Origin of the sequence: Salmonella sp. HY31 (assembly GCF_042604575.1) — a bacterium.
Taxonomy (GTDB): Bacteria; Pseudomonadota; Gammaproteobacteria; order Enterobacterales; family Enterobacteriaceae; genus Salmonella; species Salmonella diarizonae.
The window spans coordinates 1,352,495-1,373,407 of record NZ_CP170479.1 but is presented as its reverse complement, the minus strand read 5'-3'; the positions used below and the strand labels follow the sequence as shown (position 1 = coordinate 1,373,407).

General features: G+C 49.9%; 15 protein-coding genes and 1 pseudogene. 5 read left to right on the top strand and 11 right to left on the bottom strand.

The annotated features are described in order from the left end of the window. Window positions 1-79: 79 nt before the first annotated feature. Together ACE15A_RS06380 and ACE15A_RS06375 are read right to left on the bottom strand one after the other, a co-directional pair. Window positions 80-1,984, bottom strand: a complete 1,905-nt coding sequence (locus ACE15A_RS06380; RefSeq protein ID WP_053507784.1) for a phage head-binding domain-containing protein — start codon at window positions 1,982-1,984, stop codon at window positions 80-82. 199 nt (window positions 1,985-2,183) lie between these two features. After that, a pseudogene (locus tag ACE15A_RS06375) lies at window positions 2,184-2,516 on the bottom strand (P22AR C-terminal domain-containing protein); the annotation flags it as partial. A gap of 209 nt (window positions 2,517-2,725) precedes the next feature. On the opposite strand from ACE15A_RS06375, the gene ACE15A_RS06370 reads away from it, so the two are divergent. After that, complete coding sequence (locus ACE15A_RS06370) at window positions 2,726-3,412, top strand: hypothetical protein (protein ID WP_053507785.1); 687 nt, start codon at window positions 2,726-2,728, stop codon at window positions 3,410-3,412. Between the two features lie 213 nt (window positions 3,413-3,625). Here the strand turns inward: ACE15A_RS06370 and pgtE are convergent, their stop codons facing one another. The 4 genes from pgtE to pgtC all read right to left on the bottom strand — a co-directional run bounded on the left by pgtE (window position 3,626) and on the right by pgtC (window position 9,265). Beyond that, complete coding sequence (gene pgtE, locus ACE15A_RS06365; RefSeq protein WP_053507786.1) at window positions 3,626-4,564, bottom strand: omptin family outer membrane protease PgtE; 939 nt, start codon at window positions 4,562-4,564, stop codon at window positions 3,626-3,628. A 267-nt stretch (window positions 4,565-4,831) separates the two neighbouring features. Next, window positions 4,832-6,079, bottom strand: a complete 1,248-nt coding sequence (gene pgtA, locus ACE15A_RS06360; protein WP_023247460.1) for a two-component system response regulator PgtA — start codon at window positions 6,077-6,079, stop codon at window positions 4,832-4,834. Further along, complete coding sequence (pgtB, locus tag ACE15A_RS06355) at window positions 6,069-8,075, bottom strand: two-component system sensor histidine kinase PgtB (RefSeq protein WP_053507787.1); 2,007 nt, start codon at window positions 8,073-8,075, stop codon at window positions 6,069-6,071. Before pgtB ends, pgtA begins: the two co-directional genes overlap by 11 nt. Then, entirely contained in the window at window positions 8,072-9,265 is a 1,194-nt protein-coding gene (pgtC, locus tag ACE15A_RS06350) for a phosphoglycerate transport regulator PgtC (protein ID WP_023247458.1), read from the bottom strand. Before pgtC ends, pgtB begins: the two co-directional genes overlap by 4 nt. Window positions 9,266-9,700: 435 nt before the next feature. Between pgtC and pgtP the strand changes: the two genes are divergently transcribed. Next, window positions 9,701-11,092, top strand: a complete 1,392-nt coding sequence (pgtP, locus tag ACE15A_RS06345; protein WP_023247457.1) for a phosphoglycerate transporter PgtP — start codon at window positions 9,701-9,703, stop codon at window positions 11,090-11,092. Between the two features lie 69 nt (window positions 11,093-11,161). Here pgtP and ACE15A_RS06340 read toward each other — a convergent pair whose 3' ends face one another. Then, a complete protein-coding gene (locus ACE15A_RS06340) occupies window positions 11,162-11,404 on the bottom strand; it encodes a YfdY family protein (protein WP_000639887.1) in 243 nt (80 codons plus the stop codon). Between the two features lie 626 nt (window positions 11,405-12,030). On the opposite strand from ACE15A_RS06340, the gene lpxP reads away from it, so the two are divergent. Together lpxP and ypdK are read left to right on the top strand one after the other, a co-directional pair. Beyond that, window positions 12,031-12,951 carry a kdo(2)-lipid IV(A) palmitoleoyltransferase gene (gene lpxP / locus ACE15A_RS06335; protein ID WP_053507788.1) on the top strand — a complete coding sequence of 307 codons (921 nt, stop codon included), beginning with the start codon at window positions 12,031-12,033 and terminating at the stop codon, window positions 12,949-12,951. Between the two features lie 402 nt (window positions 12,952-13,353). Further along, window positions 13,354-13,425 carry a membrane protein YpdK gene (ypdK, locus tag ACE15A_RS06330; RefSeq protein WP_010723117.1) on the top strand — a complete coding sequence of 24 codons (72 nt, stop codon included), beginning with the start codon at window positions 13,354-13,356 and terminating at the stop codon, window positions 13,423-13,425. A 49-nt stretch (window positions 13,426-13,474) separates the two neighbouring features. On the opposite strand, the gene alaC is transcribed toward ypdK, so the two are convergent. After that, window positions 13,475-14,713 carry an alanine transaminase gene (alaC, locus tag ACE15A_RS06325; RefSeq protein WP_023247454.1) on the bottom strand — a complete coding sequence of 413 codons (1,239 nt, stop codon included), beginning with the start codon at window positions 14,711-14,713 and terminating at the stop codon, window positions 13,475-13,477. A gap of 586 nt (window positions 14,714-15,299) precedes the next feature. Between alaC and ACE15A_RS06320 the strand changes: the two genes are divergently transcribed. After that, complete coding sequence (locus tag ACE15A_RS06320; RefSeq protein ID WP_053507789.1) at window positions 15,300-16,154, top strand: AraC family transcriptional regulator; 855 nt, start codon at window positions 15,300-15,302, stop codon at window positions 16,152-16,154. 107 nt (window positions 16,155-16,261) lie between these two features. Here the strand turns inward: ACE15A_RS06320 and ptsP are convergent, their stop codons facing one another. The 3 genes from ptsP to ypdF are packed head-to-tail and all read right to left on the bottom strand — an operon-like array spanning window position 16,262 to window position 20,901. After that, on the bottom strand, window positions 16,262-18,757 hold the full coding sequence (ptsP, locus tag ACE15A_RS06315) for a phosphoenolpyruvate--protein phosphotransferase (protein ID WP_023247451.1): 2,496 nt from the start codon (window positions 18,755-18,757) through the stop codon (window positions 16,262-16,264). A 21-nt stretch (window positions 18,758-18,778) separates the two neighbouring features. Next, window positions 18,779-19,819: an aminopeptidase gene (gene ypdE / locus ACE15A_RS06310; protein ID WP_023247450.1), complete on the bottom strand. Its 1,041-nt coding sequence runs from the start codon at window positions 19,817-19,819 to the stop codon at window positions 18,779-18,781. Continuing rightward, on the bottom strand, window positions 19,819-20,901 hold the full coding sequence (gene ypdF / locus ACE15A_RS06305) for an aminopeptidase (protein WP_053507790.1): 1,083 nt from the start codon (window positions 20,899-20,901) through the stop codon (window positions 19,819-19,821). Before ypdF ends, ypdE begins: the two co-directional genes overlap by 1 nt. Window positions 20,902-20,913: the final 12 nt, after the last annotated feature.

Here is a 20,913-nt window from a genome sequence, read left to right as displayed (position 1 = left end):
TATATGATTCACTAGAATTAATCAATATCCACTTTCATTCTCAGTACCTTATGAACAGAAAAAAGACTGCATATCTTATTTAAGGAATGTAAGTATGAATTTGGAACATCTGGCCATTATTTGGATCTGTGAATTGGATAAAACCAGACAAATTACTACTTGGAGCTGATGATGATGTTCTTACTATGGTTAATTCCCCTAATTTATTAACTCCGAACTTTTTGGTGTTTGAGTTATCAAAAACTGAAAATGAGTTATATGAAGATAAATCTTCCGCCATCACGGAAGCGCCTATAGTTACGGTATTACCATTGGATATGAATGCAATCACATCTACTGCTGATAGTGTAGATGACCTGAGCGTGTTATTTTTTGCGGTAACACCACCTGAATCCATGACAGTAAGTGTTGTTGTAGCGACTTGCGTCGTAACATTAAGGTCATATACGCACCACTCGGCGTGACCGGTTCTCCCACTGACGGATGGGCTATAATGAATCCCCCCTATTGTATACAGTGAATCGACAGCCAATTTTATTCCGGATATTTTTATGCGTGAGTACTTAGAGCCAGCAGACTCCAAAACTTCCCTTTTTGAGTCATGTGGATTGTACATAAAAGGGTCTTTAATCTGGATTACCGTCGCCTCAATGTCTAAACCCCAATCCCTTATAACAACGATATCCTGCTGACAATCTTTAAGAATAGCTCTAACTTTTACACCATGGTTTAATCCATTTGTCGGTATCTCTTTGGTGTTCTCGCTAGAGCCGATTGCAACGCCTCTGTAACAGTTCTCAGCATAAATATCTACCTCTATGCCAGAATTTGGATTATTTATCAGTGAATCTCCTACTATCGACATCTCAAAGCCATATGGGCAGTTGTGCGCTCTCCGACAATTAATTTTTATATTTTGATAAGGGAGTACCGCTGAAGGCCCGTTCTGTATAGTTACAGCTTTTCCACCATCTAGTCCTGAACTTGTCACGGTGAAAGGTAATGAATCAGCCTCAACCTCAATGAATATATTTTTCCCTCCGTTGGTTATTGATACGCCATTTGTTCCGGAGGAATCACCTCTAGTGAGCGTACCCTTAAGAACTGGGAATCCGATAATATTTAAATCGGAAACACAGTTCATCTGGAATATATCAGCACCATCAGGAGATTTTGTTGAAAAAACTACATTACCAATGCAGCGAATGCTGGCCCCCTTGTACGATTTGAAATTATTCAGGTCGCTACCGCGCCACGGCATATTTCTGGATCCAGTAATCGCATAGATTCCGTCATAGAAAATACAATCCACGCCTTCCTCAAACATAATGGCCTCGATAGCCGCCATCTCGTCGTAACAGTCCCCTTCTTTTGGAAGACCAAACATTTTTGCTTCTAGAGTTTTATACTTACGAATCCATCTTCCAGTTGCAACACCAGATACCGCAAATACTGTTCCGCCATTGTCATTTTTAGTTGATGTAGCATCCCAATAAACGACGCTCTCGCCAAGACCATCACCCACCCGGTACGCTTCCAGAATAACAGCATCACCATCTTTACCATGAATAGTACGCAGAGTATCAATATCAGGAACTCGACCAATGAATTTAAATCCATCATTCCCGCTCAGTCTCTTCTCAAATTGGTCTGGATCATACTTCAGTACATTCGGGAAATAGAACTGTTGCACCCCACACCTATCATACACAGCCATGCTGTGTCCCTGCACAGTCACGAACTTTGCAATCTGTCCGTTGTATACCGGATAGCCTGCAGAATTGATAACAATTGGCTGTGCCACCTGAACATGAGTACCATCTTCTCGTTCCAGATATACAGGGATCTGGTTTTCTTGGTTTACCGGGTCAGTGTCAATCTTACCAATATAGATTTTGCCATTAGCATTTGCTTTAAAAGAACGCGCTAAAGTAAATAACTGGCTTGGTTGTGATACAACAATATTTGGCGTGATGTTAGTCATGTATTATTTCCTTAGTAATCAAATCATTGCTTAAATGTTAAATTCAGGATAATACCCAAATTTTAAACCGTCATTAAATAACTGGATAAATACTGGAAGCTATATAGATACATATGGACAGATTCTTCACTTAATTAACTTCTGTATATTTTTGGTATAAAAAACCCAGCCTGAGCTGGGTCGTTGCGTTGGTTATCTGTCAGTAGCGATGTAATGAAGGTGGAAGCTCTTTATTCTTAAGTCTCATCCATGCGGAAATATTTGTCGGTCCGTCAGGCTCATTAATATCAACATCTCGCGTGTGATTGATTAAAACATCTCTCGCCATTCCGATAACATACGAGAACTCATGACCGTAGTCGTAGCACTTTCCTGAATAGTTAGATTGAATCTGTTTCATTGCAGGATACAGTTCGCGGAATAATGCCTGTGAGCGGTTGGCATAATCCCATAACCATACAAGGCTGTTTGCTTCTTTTGCAGAAAGCTCGTTGGTTTTCTTCTCCCGCTTACCGATGAACTCACCTTCAAGCTCATCGCTGCAGCGTGGCTACGACAATATATAGTTACATACCTAAATGGTACGATTGTTGATTTGTACAGTAGGTTTTACGATGCCATTCCACCCCACTGGTGAAGCATCAAGGATGTACCGTCCGTAAGTTCGACCCAGCGCCTAACAATGCGCTAGGCATCCGCGCTCACGCTATCAAGACGTTTTTCAGCAGTCGGAATACAGAAATGTTAGCGGAATACCTTTCAGGGTTAGGATTCGTCAGGCAGAACCTTATAACGGCTCGTGATGTGCTTAATGCTGAGGGTAAAAAGAAATATGAGGCATACATAAAAAACGCCGTAGAAATGCTACCAGCGCGATTTTACGGGCTTAAGCCTTACTACCTGAATATCCTTACCAATCTGATGGCTACCCCCTTCAGGAGAAGCGTAGAGAAGGACGGGAGAGAGATTTCTGATTCTCTTTGCCTGATTGCTGGCTTTATTGAAAAATACAGATACCGCGGCACTGACGAGCGCTACAGAGAATACGCACAGACAATCATCGCGGGTATAGATACAGAACGATTACCACCGATGATCGCCGGGCTTATCATTCAGGAGATAACGGCACTGGTAGATACCGCTTGCGCTACCAATGTGATGACCTTCGCTAACTCAGGAATAACCCACGAAGAATACTGGCGGTTTACAGACCCGGACGACTACGCCGAAGCCTATCCTTATAGCGAGATACCGGAACATGCTTCGCCCCTTGAGGCTCTTGATATTTATCCGTTGCATGAGGGGATAGCACAGCAAAGCCTGTGGTACGGGCTTGATGATTATGTTGATGATTTCATTGTGTCGATAGCTGGTGGCCTTATCTATACGCAATATCCCTCTATGTATCCCACCCACACAAACAACTAACAAATATCTATAATAGTCATGATGTTACCTTACTTCATCATTCCTGCAGGGGACGCCATTGATGTCCAGGGGATTTTCTTATTGCTGCATAACGTTTCGAGCAGTTCTCCTCTCATGTTACTTTTATTGCCCCATGTAATGTCACCGGACATGCCATATATTCAGCAAAAAGTCGTCATCGGCCTGTTTTGACCGATGACCTCCCGATGTGGTCTAGAAGCGGTACTGCAGCCCCGCGGTAACCGTATAGTTATTATTAGCGATACCTGCGGCATCGCCACCAAAATACGCCGTATCACCGCTAGTTTTATCTATGATTTGTGTACCGCCCTTGCCTACTTCATATTTACTATAAGCGAACTCGGCAAAGATTTTTGCATTACTGGTAATATAATATCCGGCGTTTATAGAGGCACCATAATATCGTGAATTCTCCGTTTTTTCACGGAAAGTAAGTTTGCGCATGTAGTGTTCATCATTATCATGCGCATGTACCCAGTCGCTGTATTTAAACAGTACATTACACTCGAATTCATTAATACGATAATTACCCGCCAGCCCGATATAGGGCATTTCGAAACGCTGGCTATAACCTATTCCGCGCTCGCCACGAGGAAAGTTACCAATATATCGACCATTATCATAAATATAAGACCCGCCTCTTGCCGTCCAGCTAAAACGGGTTTCCTGATAGCCCGCTGTTACACCCGCCTTATAGTTATCGCCCTGCAATAACCAACCTTTCGCGTTCAAATCGTATTCATTGGCATGGTTGACGCTGGTGTCCGGATGAATTGAACGATCGGTCCAGCCTGACTGCTCGCTGCTCATCCAGTCATGGTCAACCATATGACCTGACCCCGATGCCAAAGACGTCCAGCCGCGGGCGTCCAGCGTCATGAACGAATAGGGTTCCCATGATAAATCCCCCTGTAGAATGGCGACATTTTTTATTTTCCAGTCCAGTTGACTTAGCTTCCGCCCGGTGTCGGTATCATAAACCAGCTCCCTGGATTTACCATTTAACACTCCCGCGGAAAGGGATGTCGTGACGCTATCAGGAGAGAAGTCCGGAATAAATAAAGTAGACTCCGCATAAGCCGACTCAGAAAATATGGCGATCATCATTACTGCAATAACATGTTTTTTCATTTCTCTTGTCCTCATATTCAGATGTAATCTGGAGAGGTGATGAAGTTTTCATCTTGTCAAATCGTTGGACAAGAGTACATTTGTTACGCCAGAGAACTTGACGCATTTTTACCTTATATTGAAGTTAAGAAATAGAATTCGATGCTCAGATGAATAATAAGGAATCTATAATAACGATGGGATGACTTAGCAGTACGGTGATGCAGCGTTATCTGGCTAACGACATCGCTGCTGATGTTGCCAGTCAGATTAAACGCAACTGTGTTGTCAGAATTTATAATGTTCTTTACTTAGACCATATTTTTTCATGCGCAGATAAAGTTTTTTACGGGGAATTTGCAGGTATTCAGCTACTTCATTAATTCGTCCCTGATGAATATTTAACGCTTCGGTAATAATTTGTCGCTCATACTCTTCAACGCGCCGGTCAAGCGGGGTCGGCTCCTGAAGAAGCAACTTCGGATTGATCGTTTCCGCCAGTGGCAGCACGCCGACAGCAAAAAGCTCCGCCGCATTGGCCAGTTCGCGCACATTGCTTGACCAGGCGCGTCGCATTATTCCTTTCAGTAATTCCCCCGCCATTTCCGGCACTGGATGATTGAGTCGCAGACAGGCTTTTCGAAGATAATGGCGAAATAACGGCTCGATATCATCCGGTCGCTGAGAAAGAGACTGGCAGGCGATTTGGGTCATGGCGAAACAGTAATAAAGCTCGGCCGCAATCTGGTTAGCTGCCGCCTGCTCCACCAACGAAGCGCTGCCAACGCCCACCAGACGAAAAGGCCGATGTTCCAGGCTTTGTAAACGCGCCAGATGGTGCTGCTGTTCTCGCGTCAGATATTCAGGATGACTCAACACCAGCGTACCTCCTTGCGCCTGGTCAATGAATGTCTCCAACTGCGCGGCATTCTCCGGCGTGAGTTCATAGCGCACAAACGGACCTTCCGCGTTACGCCCCAGTTGATGGAGATAACGGGCGCCAGTCATACGTCCAGTACCATGCTCACCGTAAAACCATACGGCAATGTCTGTTTCCGCCAACTGTTGTAACCGTTGTCGAAACTGATTCATCCACTCGCTGCGCCCAATCAGTTCAACCTGTAACGTCTGCTGGCAATATTGCCGCCGTGCAATGACTGACCGACGCTGGCGTAGCGCGTCTTCAATTAATATCAACAGCTTGCCCGGATCGACGGGTTTTTGCAGAAAATCCCAGGCGCCCTTTTTCACCGCATCAACCGCCATCGGTACATCGCCATGCCCGGTAATCAATAAGATTGGCAGTTGATCGTCATCCTGATGAAACAGCGTCATAAGATCGATACCGGAACAACCCGGCATACACACATCGCTCAAAACGATCCCCTCCCAATCTGCTTTTACCCACTCTTTGGCCTCGAAAGGATGGGTAAAGCCACGCACGCGGTAGCCTGCCTGTTCAAGCATTTGGGTATAGGCGTCAAGCACATCAACGTCATCATCAATCAGCAAAATAGAACATTCATCATTCAACATCATCGACATCCGTTACTGAGAATTGCAGCACCACGCAAGCGTTACGCGTCAGCGTCGACGCCAGACGCAGGTCGCCCTTCATTTGCGCCATCAGCGACACGCTAATCGACAGTCCAATACCCAACCCGACATCTTTACTGGTGGTAAATGGCTTGAGTAAAGAGGGCAACAGCGCCACAGGCCAGCCTGGGCCATTATCTGCAATATAAACCTCCAGCGCATCTTCCTGCGTTTGCCACGTCACCGCGATCGCCGCATCATGCGGACAGGCATCAAGCGCATTCGCCAGCACATTCACCAGAACCTGCTGAATACGCACCTCATCGCCGCTAACCCATACGGTACCTGTTGGCAGCGAAAGCGCTCCCTGCCGGGACTGGTGGCGCATGGCTAATAACTCCCATGCCGCCGCAAAGGTTTGGCGCAGCTCAACCGGATACAACGGCGTCTCCAGCTCCGCCCGGCGGCTAAACTGCCGCAACGAACGGATAATGGCGTCAATCCGGTTAATTAGCCCTTCCGCTTTGGTGAGCGTATTTCTCGCCTGTCCGCTCTGACCTTGTTCAATCGCGCGTCCCGCCGTAAATAAATACATTGAAAGCGCATTCAGCGGCTGGTTAATTTCATGCGCCAGCGTGGTCATGGTCTGGCCGACTACCGCCAGTTTCGCCGTCTGAATCAATTCATCCTGCATGGCGCGTAGGTCGGCTTCTATCTCTTTGCGCTCGGCGACCTCTTGTTCAAGCTGCCTGCGTTGCGCATTGAGCTGGCCCAGCGTATGGCGTAGCAGACGAGCTATCCGCCCTAACTCATCGCGCCCGTAAACCGGGATAGTCGAGTCGATTCTCCCCAGCCCTATCTGTACCACAGCCTGGTTAAGCGCGGTAAAACGCTTTACCAGCCGGGAACGGATAAAATAGTGGTTCAGTCCCCAGGCCAGTAGCAACGCCAGGAGCGTCGCTACTAAAATAAGCCCGCCGCTAACGCGGACAATCTGCTCCAGGCGTTGATTGAACGTCTGCATTTGCTGGTGACTACTGCCCAACTGCGCCTCAAGCAGCGTGCGAAAGCGCCCTAGCGTAGCCTCTCTGGCGCGGCTGGCGTCCAGTAATGCTTTTTGCGCCGCAACATAATCGCGCATGGTATCGGGCATCTTATTTTTTACCATCCCGATTTCCAATAGTTCGTCGATGGTTTGCCGCAGCGTGATCGTACTGGGCCAGTCATCCAGCGCGCGAATATTCTCATCCGCCGTTTTTTTTAGATTTTCCAGATAGCGAATATGGGTCTCCACCAGCACCCCGTCATTATTGCCGGACTTGAGCTCATTCAATCTGTCGCGTAGGTCATCAACAATCTGATTTTCAATTCGCGCCAGGGTATATACCTGCTGCTGCTCGTTCTGCACCTCGCGCGAACGTTGCAAGTACTGCGCTGCGTCGCCCTGATTCGCTTCAATTTGATCGAGCAGCGTCCCTTGCTGCCAGGTAAAATCCTGCACCAGCGAATTTAGCTCCGTGGTGAAATCATCATGGAGCCAGTCAATGCGAGCGGAAAGCTCACTGACTTTCTCCCGCACCAAAAACATGTTGTAGAGAGCGTTGTCCAGCTCCGCCAGCAAGGTCCGGCTATCCTGTAAAATGACGGCCAGTTGCCGACGCTCAGCGGGCTGAAGCCCCTGACTGAGACGGTCAATCTTGTCCAGATGCTGAATAATCTGAGTACGCAACTGCAAACGTACCGTCGTGTTCGGCGCCAACAAAAATTCATTGAGTTGATCCACGGCCAGATTCAGGTTCCCCTCAATTAAAAACGCGGAATGGATGCGAGGAAAATATTCATCAAGCGAATAACGAACCTGCGAACTTTGCTCATGCCAGGAGTAAAGGCTGACCATACTGACAATCAGCGTTAGTAATGCGCCAATTAAAAACGCGCCCCGTAAACTGTTGCTGATACTGAGCTGACGAAGCCGTTGGAACAATCCCCCCTTCATTTCAGCTCTTCCAGTTTGTGAATCGCCAGCCGCTGATTGTTCAGAAACCAGATCTGCCATTCCATCATCTGTTGTTCGGCAAAGCTTTTATTATCGAACTGCGCCAGCCAGATTTCATCTTCACTGCTTGCCGCATCTACCGGGATGCTGGTCAATAAGGCTCTGATTTCAGGTAAGGGGCGTTTAAGCCGCGTTTCTGCGCTGTGCAACGCTCGCCATGCATCTTTAAGCTGCGCAAGACGAAAACTGATCGCTGTATCAAACATGCGTTGTACCAGTTGCTGACGCTTCAGGATCAGACGGTAGTTCAGCGGCGGTTGGGCCATCAAACGCTGTTGTTGCGCGGCGCGAGGATTCTCGGCGCTAAGCGGTGTGACTGGATACTTACCGGTATTCGCGTCAGCCAGTATCCTTTGCCCTTTTGGGCTTAATAAGTAATGAATAAAAGCACGCGCTTCGTCTGCGTGACGGCTGTTTTTCAGCACCGCGACGTAAGTGGGCGACACCGCAGAATGCGGGAAATAGGTAAAAGCGAGATTAGGGTCGTTGAGTAGCAAATTAGCATAGTTATCAATGACCGGCCCGGCAACGCCAAGCCCGCTTTTGATTTTATCCGCTACGCCGAAACTGCGGGAGGAAATCGTGACCAGATTGCCCGAGATTGCCAGCAGCGTCGCCCATCCTACCGTCCAACCTTTTTGCTGCAACAGCGACTCTACCATCAAATGATTTGTGTCTGAGCGCGACGGACTGCTCATTAATAGAGCGCCCTGGTAACTGGGCAGGCTCATATCCTGCCAGTCAGCAGGCGGCGGAAGATGGCGCGCAGCGAGCGCTGAACGGTTGAGCAATAGTCCAAAACCGGACACCGCTACCGCCACTGAAGTTGAGCGGATAGAACGCGGCACCAGCTTCTGGCTGGCGGCAGGAGCGCTATCAAATAGCGCCAGCTTTTGGTGCTCCTGAAGGTGTTGCAACAGCATGGGGGATGACGTCAGGATCAGATCGACATTTTCCGCATTCGCCGTATCAAGTAATTGTTCTAAAGAACCGCTGGTGCGGTTGAGCGTACGAATCATGACGGAACCCGGCTCCGTCTGCCAACGCTGGATAATCCAGGCGGTCGCGCTGGGTGAAAAGGTCGTTGCCATCACCAGCTCGCGGCTGTGCGCCTGGCAAGAACCGAACATCGCCGCCAGCCACAGCGTAAAACCACCCACTCTGGCGAAACGACCACAGCATGAGAAAAGTCGATTTGTGATCCCGTTCATAAATATCGATATCACATAAAGAAAACATTGAGACAAAACTTACCCTTTTATTTCTGTTGGCATTCAGAACAGCGTTATTTGAATAATAACGGGGCCGTTACCCGAAAACATCAATAAAGCGTATCAGATAACTGGCAGCAAATTTGTTAATATCCGCACATGATAACGATAAAGCGGTTATGCCGATAATTAAAGTATCACCTCACTCTTTAAGATGGGTCAAAAATAACCTTTAAATTCACTCAATTGAGTCAATTTTGACACATTTTCTCGACTTGAATTTTATTGTCATTCCTTTCACTCTACCGACAAAACCTCCTGATGTTCATCTCACTATAAAATACAGGTGACTCCATGTTAACAATATTAAAAACAGGACAATCGGCGCATAAAGTCCCACCGGAAAAAGTCCAGGCTACGTATGGTCGATATCGTATGCAGGCATTGTTAAGCGTATTTCTGGGATATCTTGCTTACTATATAGTCAGAAACAATTTCACATTATCGACGCCTTATTTAAAAGAGCAACTGGATCTTAGCGCTACGCAAATTGGCCTGCTAAGTAGCTGTATGCTTATTGCTTACGGAATCAGTAAAGGCGTGATGAGCAGTCTGGCGGATAAAGCCAGCCCGAAAGTCTTCATGGCGTGCGGTCTGGTACTCTGCGCGATTGTTAACGTCGGACTGGGGTTCAGTAGCGCATTCTGGATATTTGCCGCTCTGGTGGTCTTCAATGGCCTTTTTCAGGGCATGGGCGTCGGCCCCTCTTTTATTACCATTGCAAACTGGTTCCCTCGTCGGGAGCGCGGACGCGTAGGCGCCTTCTGGAATATCTCGCATAACGTTGGCGGCGGGATCGTCGCGCCTATCGTCGGTGCGGCTTTTGCGATATTGGGCAACGAACACTGGCAAAGCGCCAGTTATATCGTTCCGGCCTGCGTCGCCGTCGTTTTTGCCTTAATTGTTCTGGTATTGGGAAAAGGTTCGCCGCGCGAAGAAGGTCTTCCCTCACTGGAACAGATGATGCCGGAAGAAAAAGTCGTACTGAAAACGAAGAATACGACGAAAGCGCCGGAAAATATGAGCGCATGGCAAATCTTCTGTACTTATGTGCTGCGCAATAAAAATGCCTGGTATATTTCGCTAGTGGATGTCTTCGTCTATATGGTGCGGTTTGGCATGATTAGCTGGCTGCCTATCTATCTGTTAACGGTAAAACATTTTTCGAAAGAACAGATGAGCGTCGCGTTTCTCTTTTTCGAGTGGGCGGCGATTCCCTCCACGCTACTGGCGGGTTGGCTGTCAGATAAACTGTTTAAAGGCCGCAGAATGCCATTAGCCATGATTTGCATGGCGCTGATTTTTGTCTGTCTGATCGGATACTGGAAAAGTGAATCTTTGCTGATGGTAACGATTTTCGCCGCCATTGTAGGTTGCCTGATTTACGTCCCGCAGTTCCTCGCGTCCGTACAGACGATGGAGATAGTCCCCAGCTTTGCCGTAGGTTCCGCCGTCGGATTACGTGGGTTCATGAGCTATATTTTCGGCGCCTCGTTGGGCACCAGCCTGTTTGGCGTGATGGTGGACAGGCTTGGCTGGTACGGCGGATTTTACCTTCTGATGGGCGGTATCGTATGCTGCATTCTATTCTGTTATCTTTCCCATCGCGGTGCGCTGGAACTGGAACGGCAGCGCCAGAATGCGTTACATAATCAGGACTCGCTGCAGCTTGCGGACGCACAATAAACGATTAGCCTTCCCGGGGAAAGAGGCGCCGACGTTATCGGCGCTATCTATTCACTGACACTATGTATGCTAACGCTTGCCGTATCCCACCATAAAGCGAATGATTAACCCACATGCCGGTGCGAGAAAGAGCAATAGTCCGCTAACGATTTCATCGCCATCTTGCAGCCATACATTGAGTAAATAAATCAGTGCGGCAAGGATAACCATTCCAGTAAAAGAAGAAACCGCAGAAAAAGCCCCCATCACCTGACCAATATAGCAACTCACGGCAAGTATACTTATAGCAAGAAATGTCCATAAATAGATCATCTATAATACCTCCTGTCTGTGGCAAGGCTTCCCTATAGCCTTACGGTCCCTATCATTCCTCCTAAGATAAACCTTATTAGCAAGTCATTTCCATAACATTTATCTCACATTTTATTTTTCTAATTATTTTCAATAACCTTCGTCCGAAATAAAATTAGTACTTTAAAAACAAATAATTAAAAATGGTTATCCGCTTTTTTTTGTTACCGGAGAAATATTTACGCTTCTTGATAAAGAATTGCTGGGCGACAGCAAATATCTGATGGTACATTAACCAGCCTGGCGTTCATGCCCTCGTGGTTTAGTACTGACTTAGTTTTACACTCCTTACGGGAACCATTGTCGTACATGATGGCCTAACTATACACAAAATCATTCAAGTTGCGGCAAGCGAACCCATCCCGATGAGCTTACTCAAGTAAGTGATTCAGGTGGGCGACAAATCTATCGGAACAGATTTGAACGTCACACAGCGACGGCCCTTAAAGGCGAGTCTCATGGATGAGACGAGTGACTCAGCAGCCAACACAGTGGCAGCTTGAAAGATGACGTGTATTTCAGAGTGTACCGCTGTGGATAATGACTCTTCTGCGATACATTGTTTTCGTATCTACAGAAGGTATTTTATGTTTCCTCAAAGCAAATTTTCACGCGCGTTTTTGCGTCCGCGCTACTGGCTGACGTGGTTTGGCCTCGCTGTCCTCTGGTTACTGGTGCAACTTCCCTACCCGGTTTTGCGTTTTCTGGGCACCCGCACCGGTAAGCTGGCGCGCCCCTTCCTGAAGCGGCGTGAGTCGATCGCCCAGAAAAATATTGAACTCTGTTTTCCGACACTCTCCCGGGAAGAAAGGGAAAAACTGATCGCCGAGAATTTCCACTCGCTTGGCATGGCGTTGCTTGAAACGGGCATGGCCTGGTTCTGGCCTGACAGCCGGGTTCGAAAATGGTTTGACGTGGACGGGCTGGACAACCTTACCCGCGCGCAGGCGCAAAATCGCGGCGTAATGGTCGTTGGCGTGCATTTTATGTCGCTGGAGTTGGGAGGTCGGGTGATGGGTCTCTGTCAACCGATGATGGCCACCTATCGTCCGCATAACAATCCGCTCATGGAGTGGGTGCAGACGCGCGGTCGTATGCGCTCAAATAAAGCGATGATCGGCAGAAACAACCTGCGCGGCATTGTGGGCGCGCTGAAAAAAGGAGAAGCCGTTTGGTTTGCTCCCGACCAGGACTACGGCCCTAAAGGTAGCTCCTTTGCGCCATTCTTCGCAGTTGAAAACGTCGCCACCACCAACGGCACCTATGTACTGTCAAGGTTGTCTGGCGCCGCCATGTTGACCGTTACAATGGTGAGAAAAACCGATAACTCGGGTTATCGTCTGTATATTACCCCTGAAATGGAAGGTTACCCGGCAGATGAAAACCAGGCCGCTGCCTATATGAATAAAATTATTGAGAAAGAGATCATGCGCGCCCCGGAGCAATATCTCTGGATTCATCGCCGTTTCAAGACTCGCCCGCGAGGAGAAGCGTCACTCTATATCTGAAAAAGGCCGCAAGGCCTTTTATTTTGTCATTTCGCATTGCCATAATATTCATGCCGTAAATTATTCATTCCTGCTTTTAGCGATAAGCCTCCTGTTTACAGGAGGTTTTTTAATGTGTCGGCAGCTTCGCTCAATAGCGATTTATCACTGTCAGAAATCAAACTGTCGCCGATTCACGACACCTGTAAGTTACTAAAAGTAAATAAGAAAATGCCTCTTGTCTCACCTCATTTTTAGGCGTACATTAGCGCCGTCTGGAGCGATGGCGCGCAGAATTCTGAGGTGATGCAGGCAGTCGAAACACGAATAATTCTCAATTTCGTATTGTCCGGTGTCAACTCTCTATAATCAGGTAAGTGTAAGTTCATTTAGGCGTACGACAGGTACGCGGAGAGATGAAACGTGAAATATTTCTTTATGGGCATTTCATTTATGGTCATCGTTTGGGCCGGTACTTTCGCCCTGATGATTTAAAAGTACAATGCAGAGAAAAACAGGAGCCATGAGGCTCCTGTTTGCGTTTCTACTCCGTACGCGCTTCAACAGGCTTCGGATGTACCGACAGCACACTATCGGCGCGGAACATCGCTTTAATCCCTCTGACGGCCTGGCGAATACGATCGCGATTCTCTATTAATGCGAAGCGTACATGGGTGTCGCCATAATCACCAAAGCCTATCCCTGGAGAAACGCAAACCTTCGCCTCATTCAGCAGCTTCTTGGCAAATTCAAGCGACCCCATCGCCGCATATTGCTCCGGGATTTTCGCCCAGACGTACATTGAGGCTTTCGGCATTTCAACCATCCAGCCCGCTTCATGCAGTCCCTTCACCAGCACATCGCGACGACGTTTATACTGCTCGGCGATATCGCGCACGCACTGCTGATCGCCTTCCAGAGCGGCGATAGCCGCTACCTGAAGCGGGGTAAAGGTACCATAATCGTGATAACTTTTTATGCGCGCCAGCGCGCTGACCAGGGTTTTATTGCCCACCATAAACCCAATACGCCAGCCCGCCATATTATAGCTTTTCGACAGAGTGAAAAATTCGACCGCCACGTCGCGCGCGCCGGGCACCTGCATAATCGATGGCGCTTTCCAGCCGTCGTATACGATATCGGCATACGCCAGATCGTGCACTACCAGCACATCATAACGTTTGGCCAGAGCAACTACTTTTTCAAAAAATTCCAGTTCGACGCACTGGGCCGTAGGGTTAGACGGAAAACCCAAAATCATCATTTTCGGTTTCGGATAACTTTCGCGGATAGCGCGCTCCAGCTCGTTGAAGAAATCCACTCCCTCTACCAACGGAACCGAACGCACCTGCGCCCCGGCGATAACGGCGCCATAAATATGAATCGGATAACTGGGGTTCGGCACCAGTACCGTATCGCCATGATCCAGCGTCGCCAGCATTAAATGCGCCAGTCCCTCTTTGGAACCAATGGTCACAATCGCTTCAGTTTCCGGATCGATATCGACATCATAACGTTCCTGATACCAGTGAGAAATCGCGCGGCGTAAACGCGGTATGCCGCGAGACGTTGAATAACCGTGCGTATCCGGACGCTGCGCGACGGTGCAAAGTTTTTCGACAATATGGGGAGGGGTTGCGCCATCAGGATTGCCCATACTGAAATCAATAATATCTTCGCCGCGCCGACGCGCAGCCATTTTGAGTTCAGCGGTGATGTTAAAAACATAGGGCGGAAGGCGATCGATACGCGTAAAGCGACGTTCAGGGCGGAAGTCAGCCATAATATCCTCAGATTAACGTTAGCGCCCGGACCGTCCGAGCGACGCGGCCACGATGGTGGCTCCTTTAGAAAATAGCCTGAAAATTTTCTTCCTGTCGAGAGGGTAATGAAAATATTTTTTAGCGGCGCAAAAGAGGAACAACAATAAAAATTCATCTTTTTAGCTTGTCAGTTATAGCACTCAACAAACCATTTTATTAACAAACTGATATCACAGGAGTTACCTAATGCGATGTAGCCGACGAGAATTTCCCGTTAATAAACCTTATTTTCAATAATCCCCTTTTGATTTTATGGTTTTTCCTCTTTAATCACATCTCTTATTAACAATAATGTTATTCAATCATGCCGTATTGCAGCGTTTTTCAGGTACATTTACCGGAAAATAGGGAGCATTTCCGGCAATCTGACGCGGTGAAACCGTAAATAAGGCAGCGAACCGGGTACGTACAGTAAAATAAATCCCTGTTTTCGCCTCGATGATCGCCATGACGTTATGACTCAACGCGCTGGTGTTTGCTCTTTCGCTCAGCAAGCGTAAAGTGAAATAATTCAGACAGTTGAAGTATTCATGTACAGGAACGGCAATGAAAAAAACAGACTTACCGGCAGACCAACAGTTTTTTGCCGATCTGTTTAGCGGTCTGGTACTTAACCCACACCGATTAGGACGCGTATGGTTTGCCAGCCAACCACCCTCCTTGCCCTCCGGCAGCTTATGTATCGACCTGCCCCGACTGGATATCGTGCTGCGCGGAGAATATGGCAATCAACTGGAAAAAACGCAGCGTTGGCTGACGGAAGGCGAAATGTTGTTTATTCCTGCCCGTGCTGCGAACCTGGCGGTTAGCGACAAACCGGTAATGCTGCTTAGTCTGGTATTCGCGCCCTCCTGGCTGGGTTTATCGTTTTATGAAAATCGTACAGCATCGCTTTTACGTCCGACGCGCCGTATCGAATTGCCGCACCTGCAACGCGGCGAAGGCGAGGCGATGCTGACCGCGCTTACCCATTTAAGCCGTTCGCCTCAGGAGCAAAATATTATTCAGCCGCTGGTGCTCAGCCTCCTGCATTTGTGCCGGAACGTGGTGAACACGCGCCCCGATATCTGCCGTCCACGCACTGAGTTTCTCTATCACAGTATCTGTAATTGGGTACAGGATAACTACGCCCAGCCGTTAAACAGAGAAAGCGTTGCACAGTTCTTTAATATCACCGCCAACCACCTGTCCAGGCTATTTACTCAACATGGCACAATGAGTTTTGTGGAGTATGTTCGCTGGGTGCGAATGGCGAAAGCGCGTATTATGTTGCAGAAATACCACTTGCCGATTAACGAAGTCGCGCTGCGCTGCGGGTATCAGGATAGCGATTATTTTTGCCGTCTGTTCCGACGTCAGTTTGGCCTGACGCCAGGGGATTACAGCGCGCGGTTTCAGTAACAAACCGCTCGCCCGATGGCGAGCGTAAACGCCTTATCCGGCCTACCATCACCCGCGGCGTAGGCCTGATAAGCGCAGCGCCATCAGGCGGTTACCCCATGCCCATGCTAAAACGTTAACTCCGCCTCCAGCAACGCCAGAATACTGTCGGCATCATTGGCGGCAAACAGCGACTGACGGAAGTTTTTATTCACCAGCTTACGGGCGAGCTGTGAAAAAACCTTCACATGATTTATCCCTTCATCCGCCCCAAGCGTCAGCATAATCACCAACTCTACGTCACCCATCTCCGACTGCCAGTCTACGGGCTGTGCGAGACGCGCAATACTGATCGACGAGTGGCGAATCCATTGCGATTTGGTATGGGGGATCGCCACGCCAAAACCGACGGCGGTGGTTACAATCTCTTCACGCTGCCAGACATCCTCTTCCAGTTCAAACGGATGTTCGGTACGCCCGTTAACGCCAAGATTACCGCACAGAAACTGGATAACCTGTTCCTTATTACTGAGCGGCTCGCCGACAAAGATATTTTCCAGCGCCAACAGCGGACGCACCTCTTTTTCCGGCGCGAACTGATTCAGTAGCGCTTCTATCTCCTGGGCGCTGCGGCACTCGCAAGCCTGACTTGCCAGCGCCTGACACGCCAGGCTGTCCAGATGACGTAGCTGACTTTTCACCGCCGGGATACGTGGACTGCTCATACTTAGCTCATCCAGCCCCAGTCCCAAAAGTAGTGGTAAATAGCGGCTTTCTCCGCCCAGTTCGCCGCAAATGCCGACCCATTTACCTCGCTCATGGGCAACATGGATAATCTGCCGCAGCATGCGTAAAAACGATGGCGTAATGGGGTTATACAGCGGCGAGACGCGCGGATTATTACGATCGACCGCGTACAGATATTGCGTCATATCGTTCGAACCGATGCTAAAGAAATCCACCTCATCGCAGAAATGATCGATGATGTAACAGACCGATGGCACCTCAACCATAATCCCCAACGGAATATCCTGCGCGTGACGTAGCCTTTCCCCTTTCAGCTCCGCAATCGCCTTTTTCAGCTCACTTTTTACCCATAAAATCTGGTCAAGACTATGCACCATCGGAATCATCAACTGCGCATGACCGAAAACAGCGGCCCGCAAAATTGCGCGAAGCTGGGTGCGAAAAAGTCCGGCAAACTCAGGGTAGATGCGCACCGCACGGTAGCCAAGAAAAGGGTTCTCTTCCTGCGGAATATTGAGGTAGCGGATATTTTTATCGCCGCCAATATCCATGGTGCGGAAAATCACAGGCTTTTCGTCCGCCGCCAGCAAAACCTGTTGGTAGGCTTCAAACTGCTCCTGCTCATCCGGTGCGCTGTCGCGATCCATAAACAGCATTTCGGTACGAAACAGGCCAATGCCTTCCGCGCCGTTGGAAAACGCGCCTGGGGCCTCCAGCGCGGTGCCAATATTCGCCGCAATATCGATACGCTGGTTGTCCTGTGTACAGGCAAGCAACGCCGCATCGCACGCCTGCCGCTGTTGCCGTTTATCTGCCAGCTTCTGCGCCACGGCATAATAGCCGCGCACCGAGGTATCCGGACTAATCGCCAGTACGCCGCACTGCGCGTCCAGCACCGCAGGCCGGGTCGCATAACGACCAATGGCCTCGGCAGAGAGCCCGCTAAGCACCGGGATCGCGGAGGCGCGCGCCAGAATCAAAGTATGTGACGTCCGCCCGGTCTTTTCCAGGATCATGCCGGACAGATACTGTAAATCGAGGCTTAAAAACTGGCTGGGCGTTAAGTCTTCCGCCACCAGAATGGTAGGACGCGTTAGCACCAGCGCATTACGCGGCTGTTTTTCAGGCCAGGTAATGTGCAACAACCGCTCGGTGATATCGCGAATATCGCTCACCCGCTCGCGCAGATAATCGCTTGCCGAGGCCGAAAGCTGGCTACAAACCTGCTCCATATTAGCAATAATCGCCGCTCCCAGCGCCAGATGGCGTTCAACCATTAAGCGGCGAATGTTACCCACAAACTCATCATCCTGAATCAGCGACAGATGAGCGCTTAAAATGGTCTTACTCTCGCCGTCACGCTCGCGAAGCTGTTGATTAAGCTGTTCCGCCAGCGTCGCCAGGCTATTTTCAAGACGGGTAAGATCTTCAGCGCTCGCAGGAATAGTACGGTAGCCCTCCAGATTATCGCTCTGCCACGGCGTCAGAATCCCCTCGCCCACGCCGCTTGCCAGCACATCGCCGTACAGCAAATCCGGGTTCAGGCGAAGCAGAGATCGCGGCAGCGGATGCGTCGCCAGTTCAGCAGGCCCCGGCTGAACGCTATCGCTGTCGATAAAATGGTGCGCAAGCCAGGCCTCCAGCGATCGCTTAGCCTGTTCTTCGTCACGCCCGCTAATATTCAGAACGCAGCTATCATTGAACAGCGTACTGGTGCCAATAAGCGCCAGCGAACTTTTCGCATCCGCCCGCGTATTCTGGCGATGATTAATAAAAGTGATGTCACTTTGCCACTGGCTGCACTGTTCTTTCAGCTCCCACGCGGGACGCGCATGAATACCGTTAGGTAGCGGGCAGAGAAATTCAATCGTTAACATAACTACTCCTTTAGCGCGAAATCAGCACCTGAAATCCATCAGGTGAGCCACAGTATCGCGCGTAAAACCGGTAATCAGCGCCGACAGCAACTGCTGCGTTTGCAGAATGTCGCGACAGTCGGCAATCGAGGCGGCGCAATGTCCGTGGCGGGTTGCCGGACCAAGCACCACCGTCGGGATGCCCGTTCCGCTAAGATGCACCGCCCCGCCGTCCGTTCCGCCGTTGCTGAACATATCCAACTGTAGCGGTATTCCCGCTTGCGCTGCGATGCTCTCAATCCAGGCAGTTAGTTTTGACGGCGCAATCAGCGATTTATCGCTCAGCACCAGCATCGGTCCCTTACCGATTTGCCGATGATTTGCCGCGCCATAATCAAAATTTTTCGCCCAACAGGCGGTATCCAGTACGATGGCTAAATCCGGCGCAACGACGCGGGCCGCCGTTTGACCTCCGCGTAATCCCACCTCTTCGCTGGAGCTGGCCGCCAGCCAGATTTCCGTCGGTAATTCCACATCGTGCCATTCACGCAGCAACGCTATCAACAGATAGCAACCGAGCCGATCATCAAAGGCTTTACCCATCACCCGCTGATGCGGCAACACCTGAAACGCACTATCAAAGGTCACACGATCGCCGGGACGAATCCCCGCCTGTATCACCTCGTCATAAGAACGCGCGCCAATATCGACCCGCAGTCCGCTCACCTCATTACCGCTGCGCTCGCCATCAAGCAGGCCGGGAATTTTGCATTCCTCCCGCGTGGTGATGCGGACCGGCTGGAGCTGACGCGCCGCCATCCGCACATTGCCCACCGGCAACACATCAATCGCCCCCTCGCCGGAGATACTGCGCACCATAAATCCCACTTCATCCATGTGCGCGCAGATCATGACTTTCGGGCCATCCGAGGCATTAAGCCGGATCAGTACCGATCCCAAGCCATCGAAGCGCACCTCTTTATGCAGGCGATCCGCTTCGTCGAGTAAGATCTGGCGAACCTCCTGTTCTGACGCGGCGATCGCATCCGCCTCGCACAGCGCTTTCAGTAGCGATAAATCCATCATGCGGCTCCTGTCAGTAATACGGTTTTCGGCATGGCATAGAGCACTTCCGCGCCTTCCGGCGTGACCAGTACAACATCTTCGATGCGTACCCCGCCCTGCTCCGGCAGATAAATGCCCGGCTCCACGGTCAGTAACATTCCCGGTGCGAGTACTGTGTGGTCATCAGGCGAAAAGCGTGGATCTTCATGTACCTCAATGCCGATAGAATGGCCGGTGTTATGGACGAAAAACTCGCCATATCCCGCCCGGTCGATAACGTCGCGCGCGGCGGCATCCACCGTCAGACAGCGCGCGCCAGGACGAATAGCCGCAATGGCGGCAAGCTGCGCCTCAAGGACAATGTGATAGACGGGAAACAGCGGATGCTCCTGCGGCGCGCCCGCGCCGGGCACCAGAAAAGTTCGGGTCATATCGGAACAATATCCCTGATACAGCGCGCCGAAATCGAGAGTTATCCATTCCCCCGCCGCCACGATTTTATCGCTGGCTTTACCGTGCGGCAGCGCGCCGCGCCAGCCGCTGGCAATAATCGTATCGAAGGAGGCTTTCTCCGCGCCGCGCTGGCGCATAAACCACTCCAGTTCAGCGGCGATTTCCCGCTCGCTCTGGCCTGGCGCGATAAAGCGGCGAATGTGTTCCGCCCCCGCATCAGCAATGCGACACGCTTCACGAATACGGTCGATTTCCATCGCCGTTTTAATACGCCGCAGCACGTCAATGGAGACGCTGATCATGGTTGCCCGCAGTTCCGTCTGCCAGCGACGCGCCGTCTGCCAACTGACCTGCGCGCCTTCAAAGCCGACCGTTTGCAGATTTTCCGCAGCGATAATCTGATTCACCAGTGACGTCAGCGTCTGTTGCCCGCCGAGCAGATGTATGCAATATCCGTTTGCACGCGCTTTCACATCGGCGTAATAACGGGCATCAACCAAAATATGCGCATGTTGGCGGCTGATCAGGACAAATCCTGAGCTGCTGGAAATGCCCAGATACGGCTGCTTGTTCGGGCGTGAGGAGATCAGTACCGCATCTAATTGGCGCTCGGTGAGCCATTGGCGAAGCGATGTCAGTCGCGTCATGTTATCGGTCCT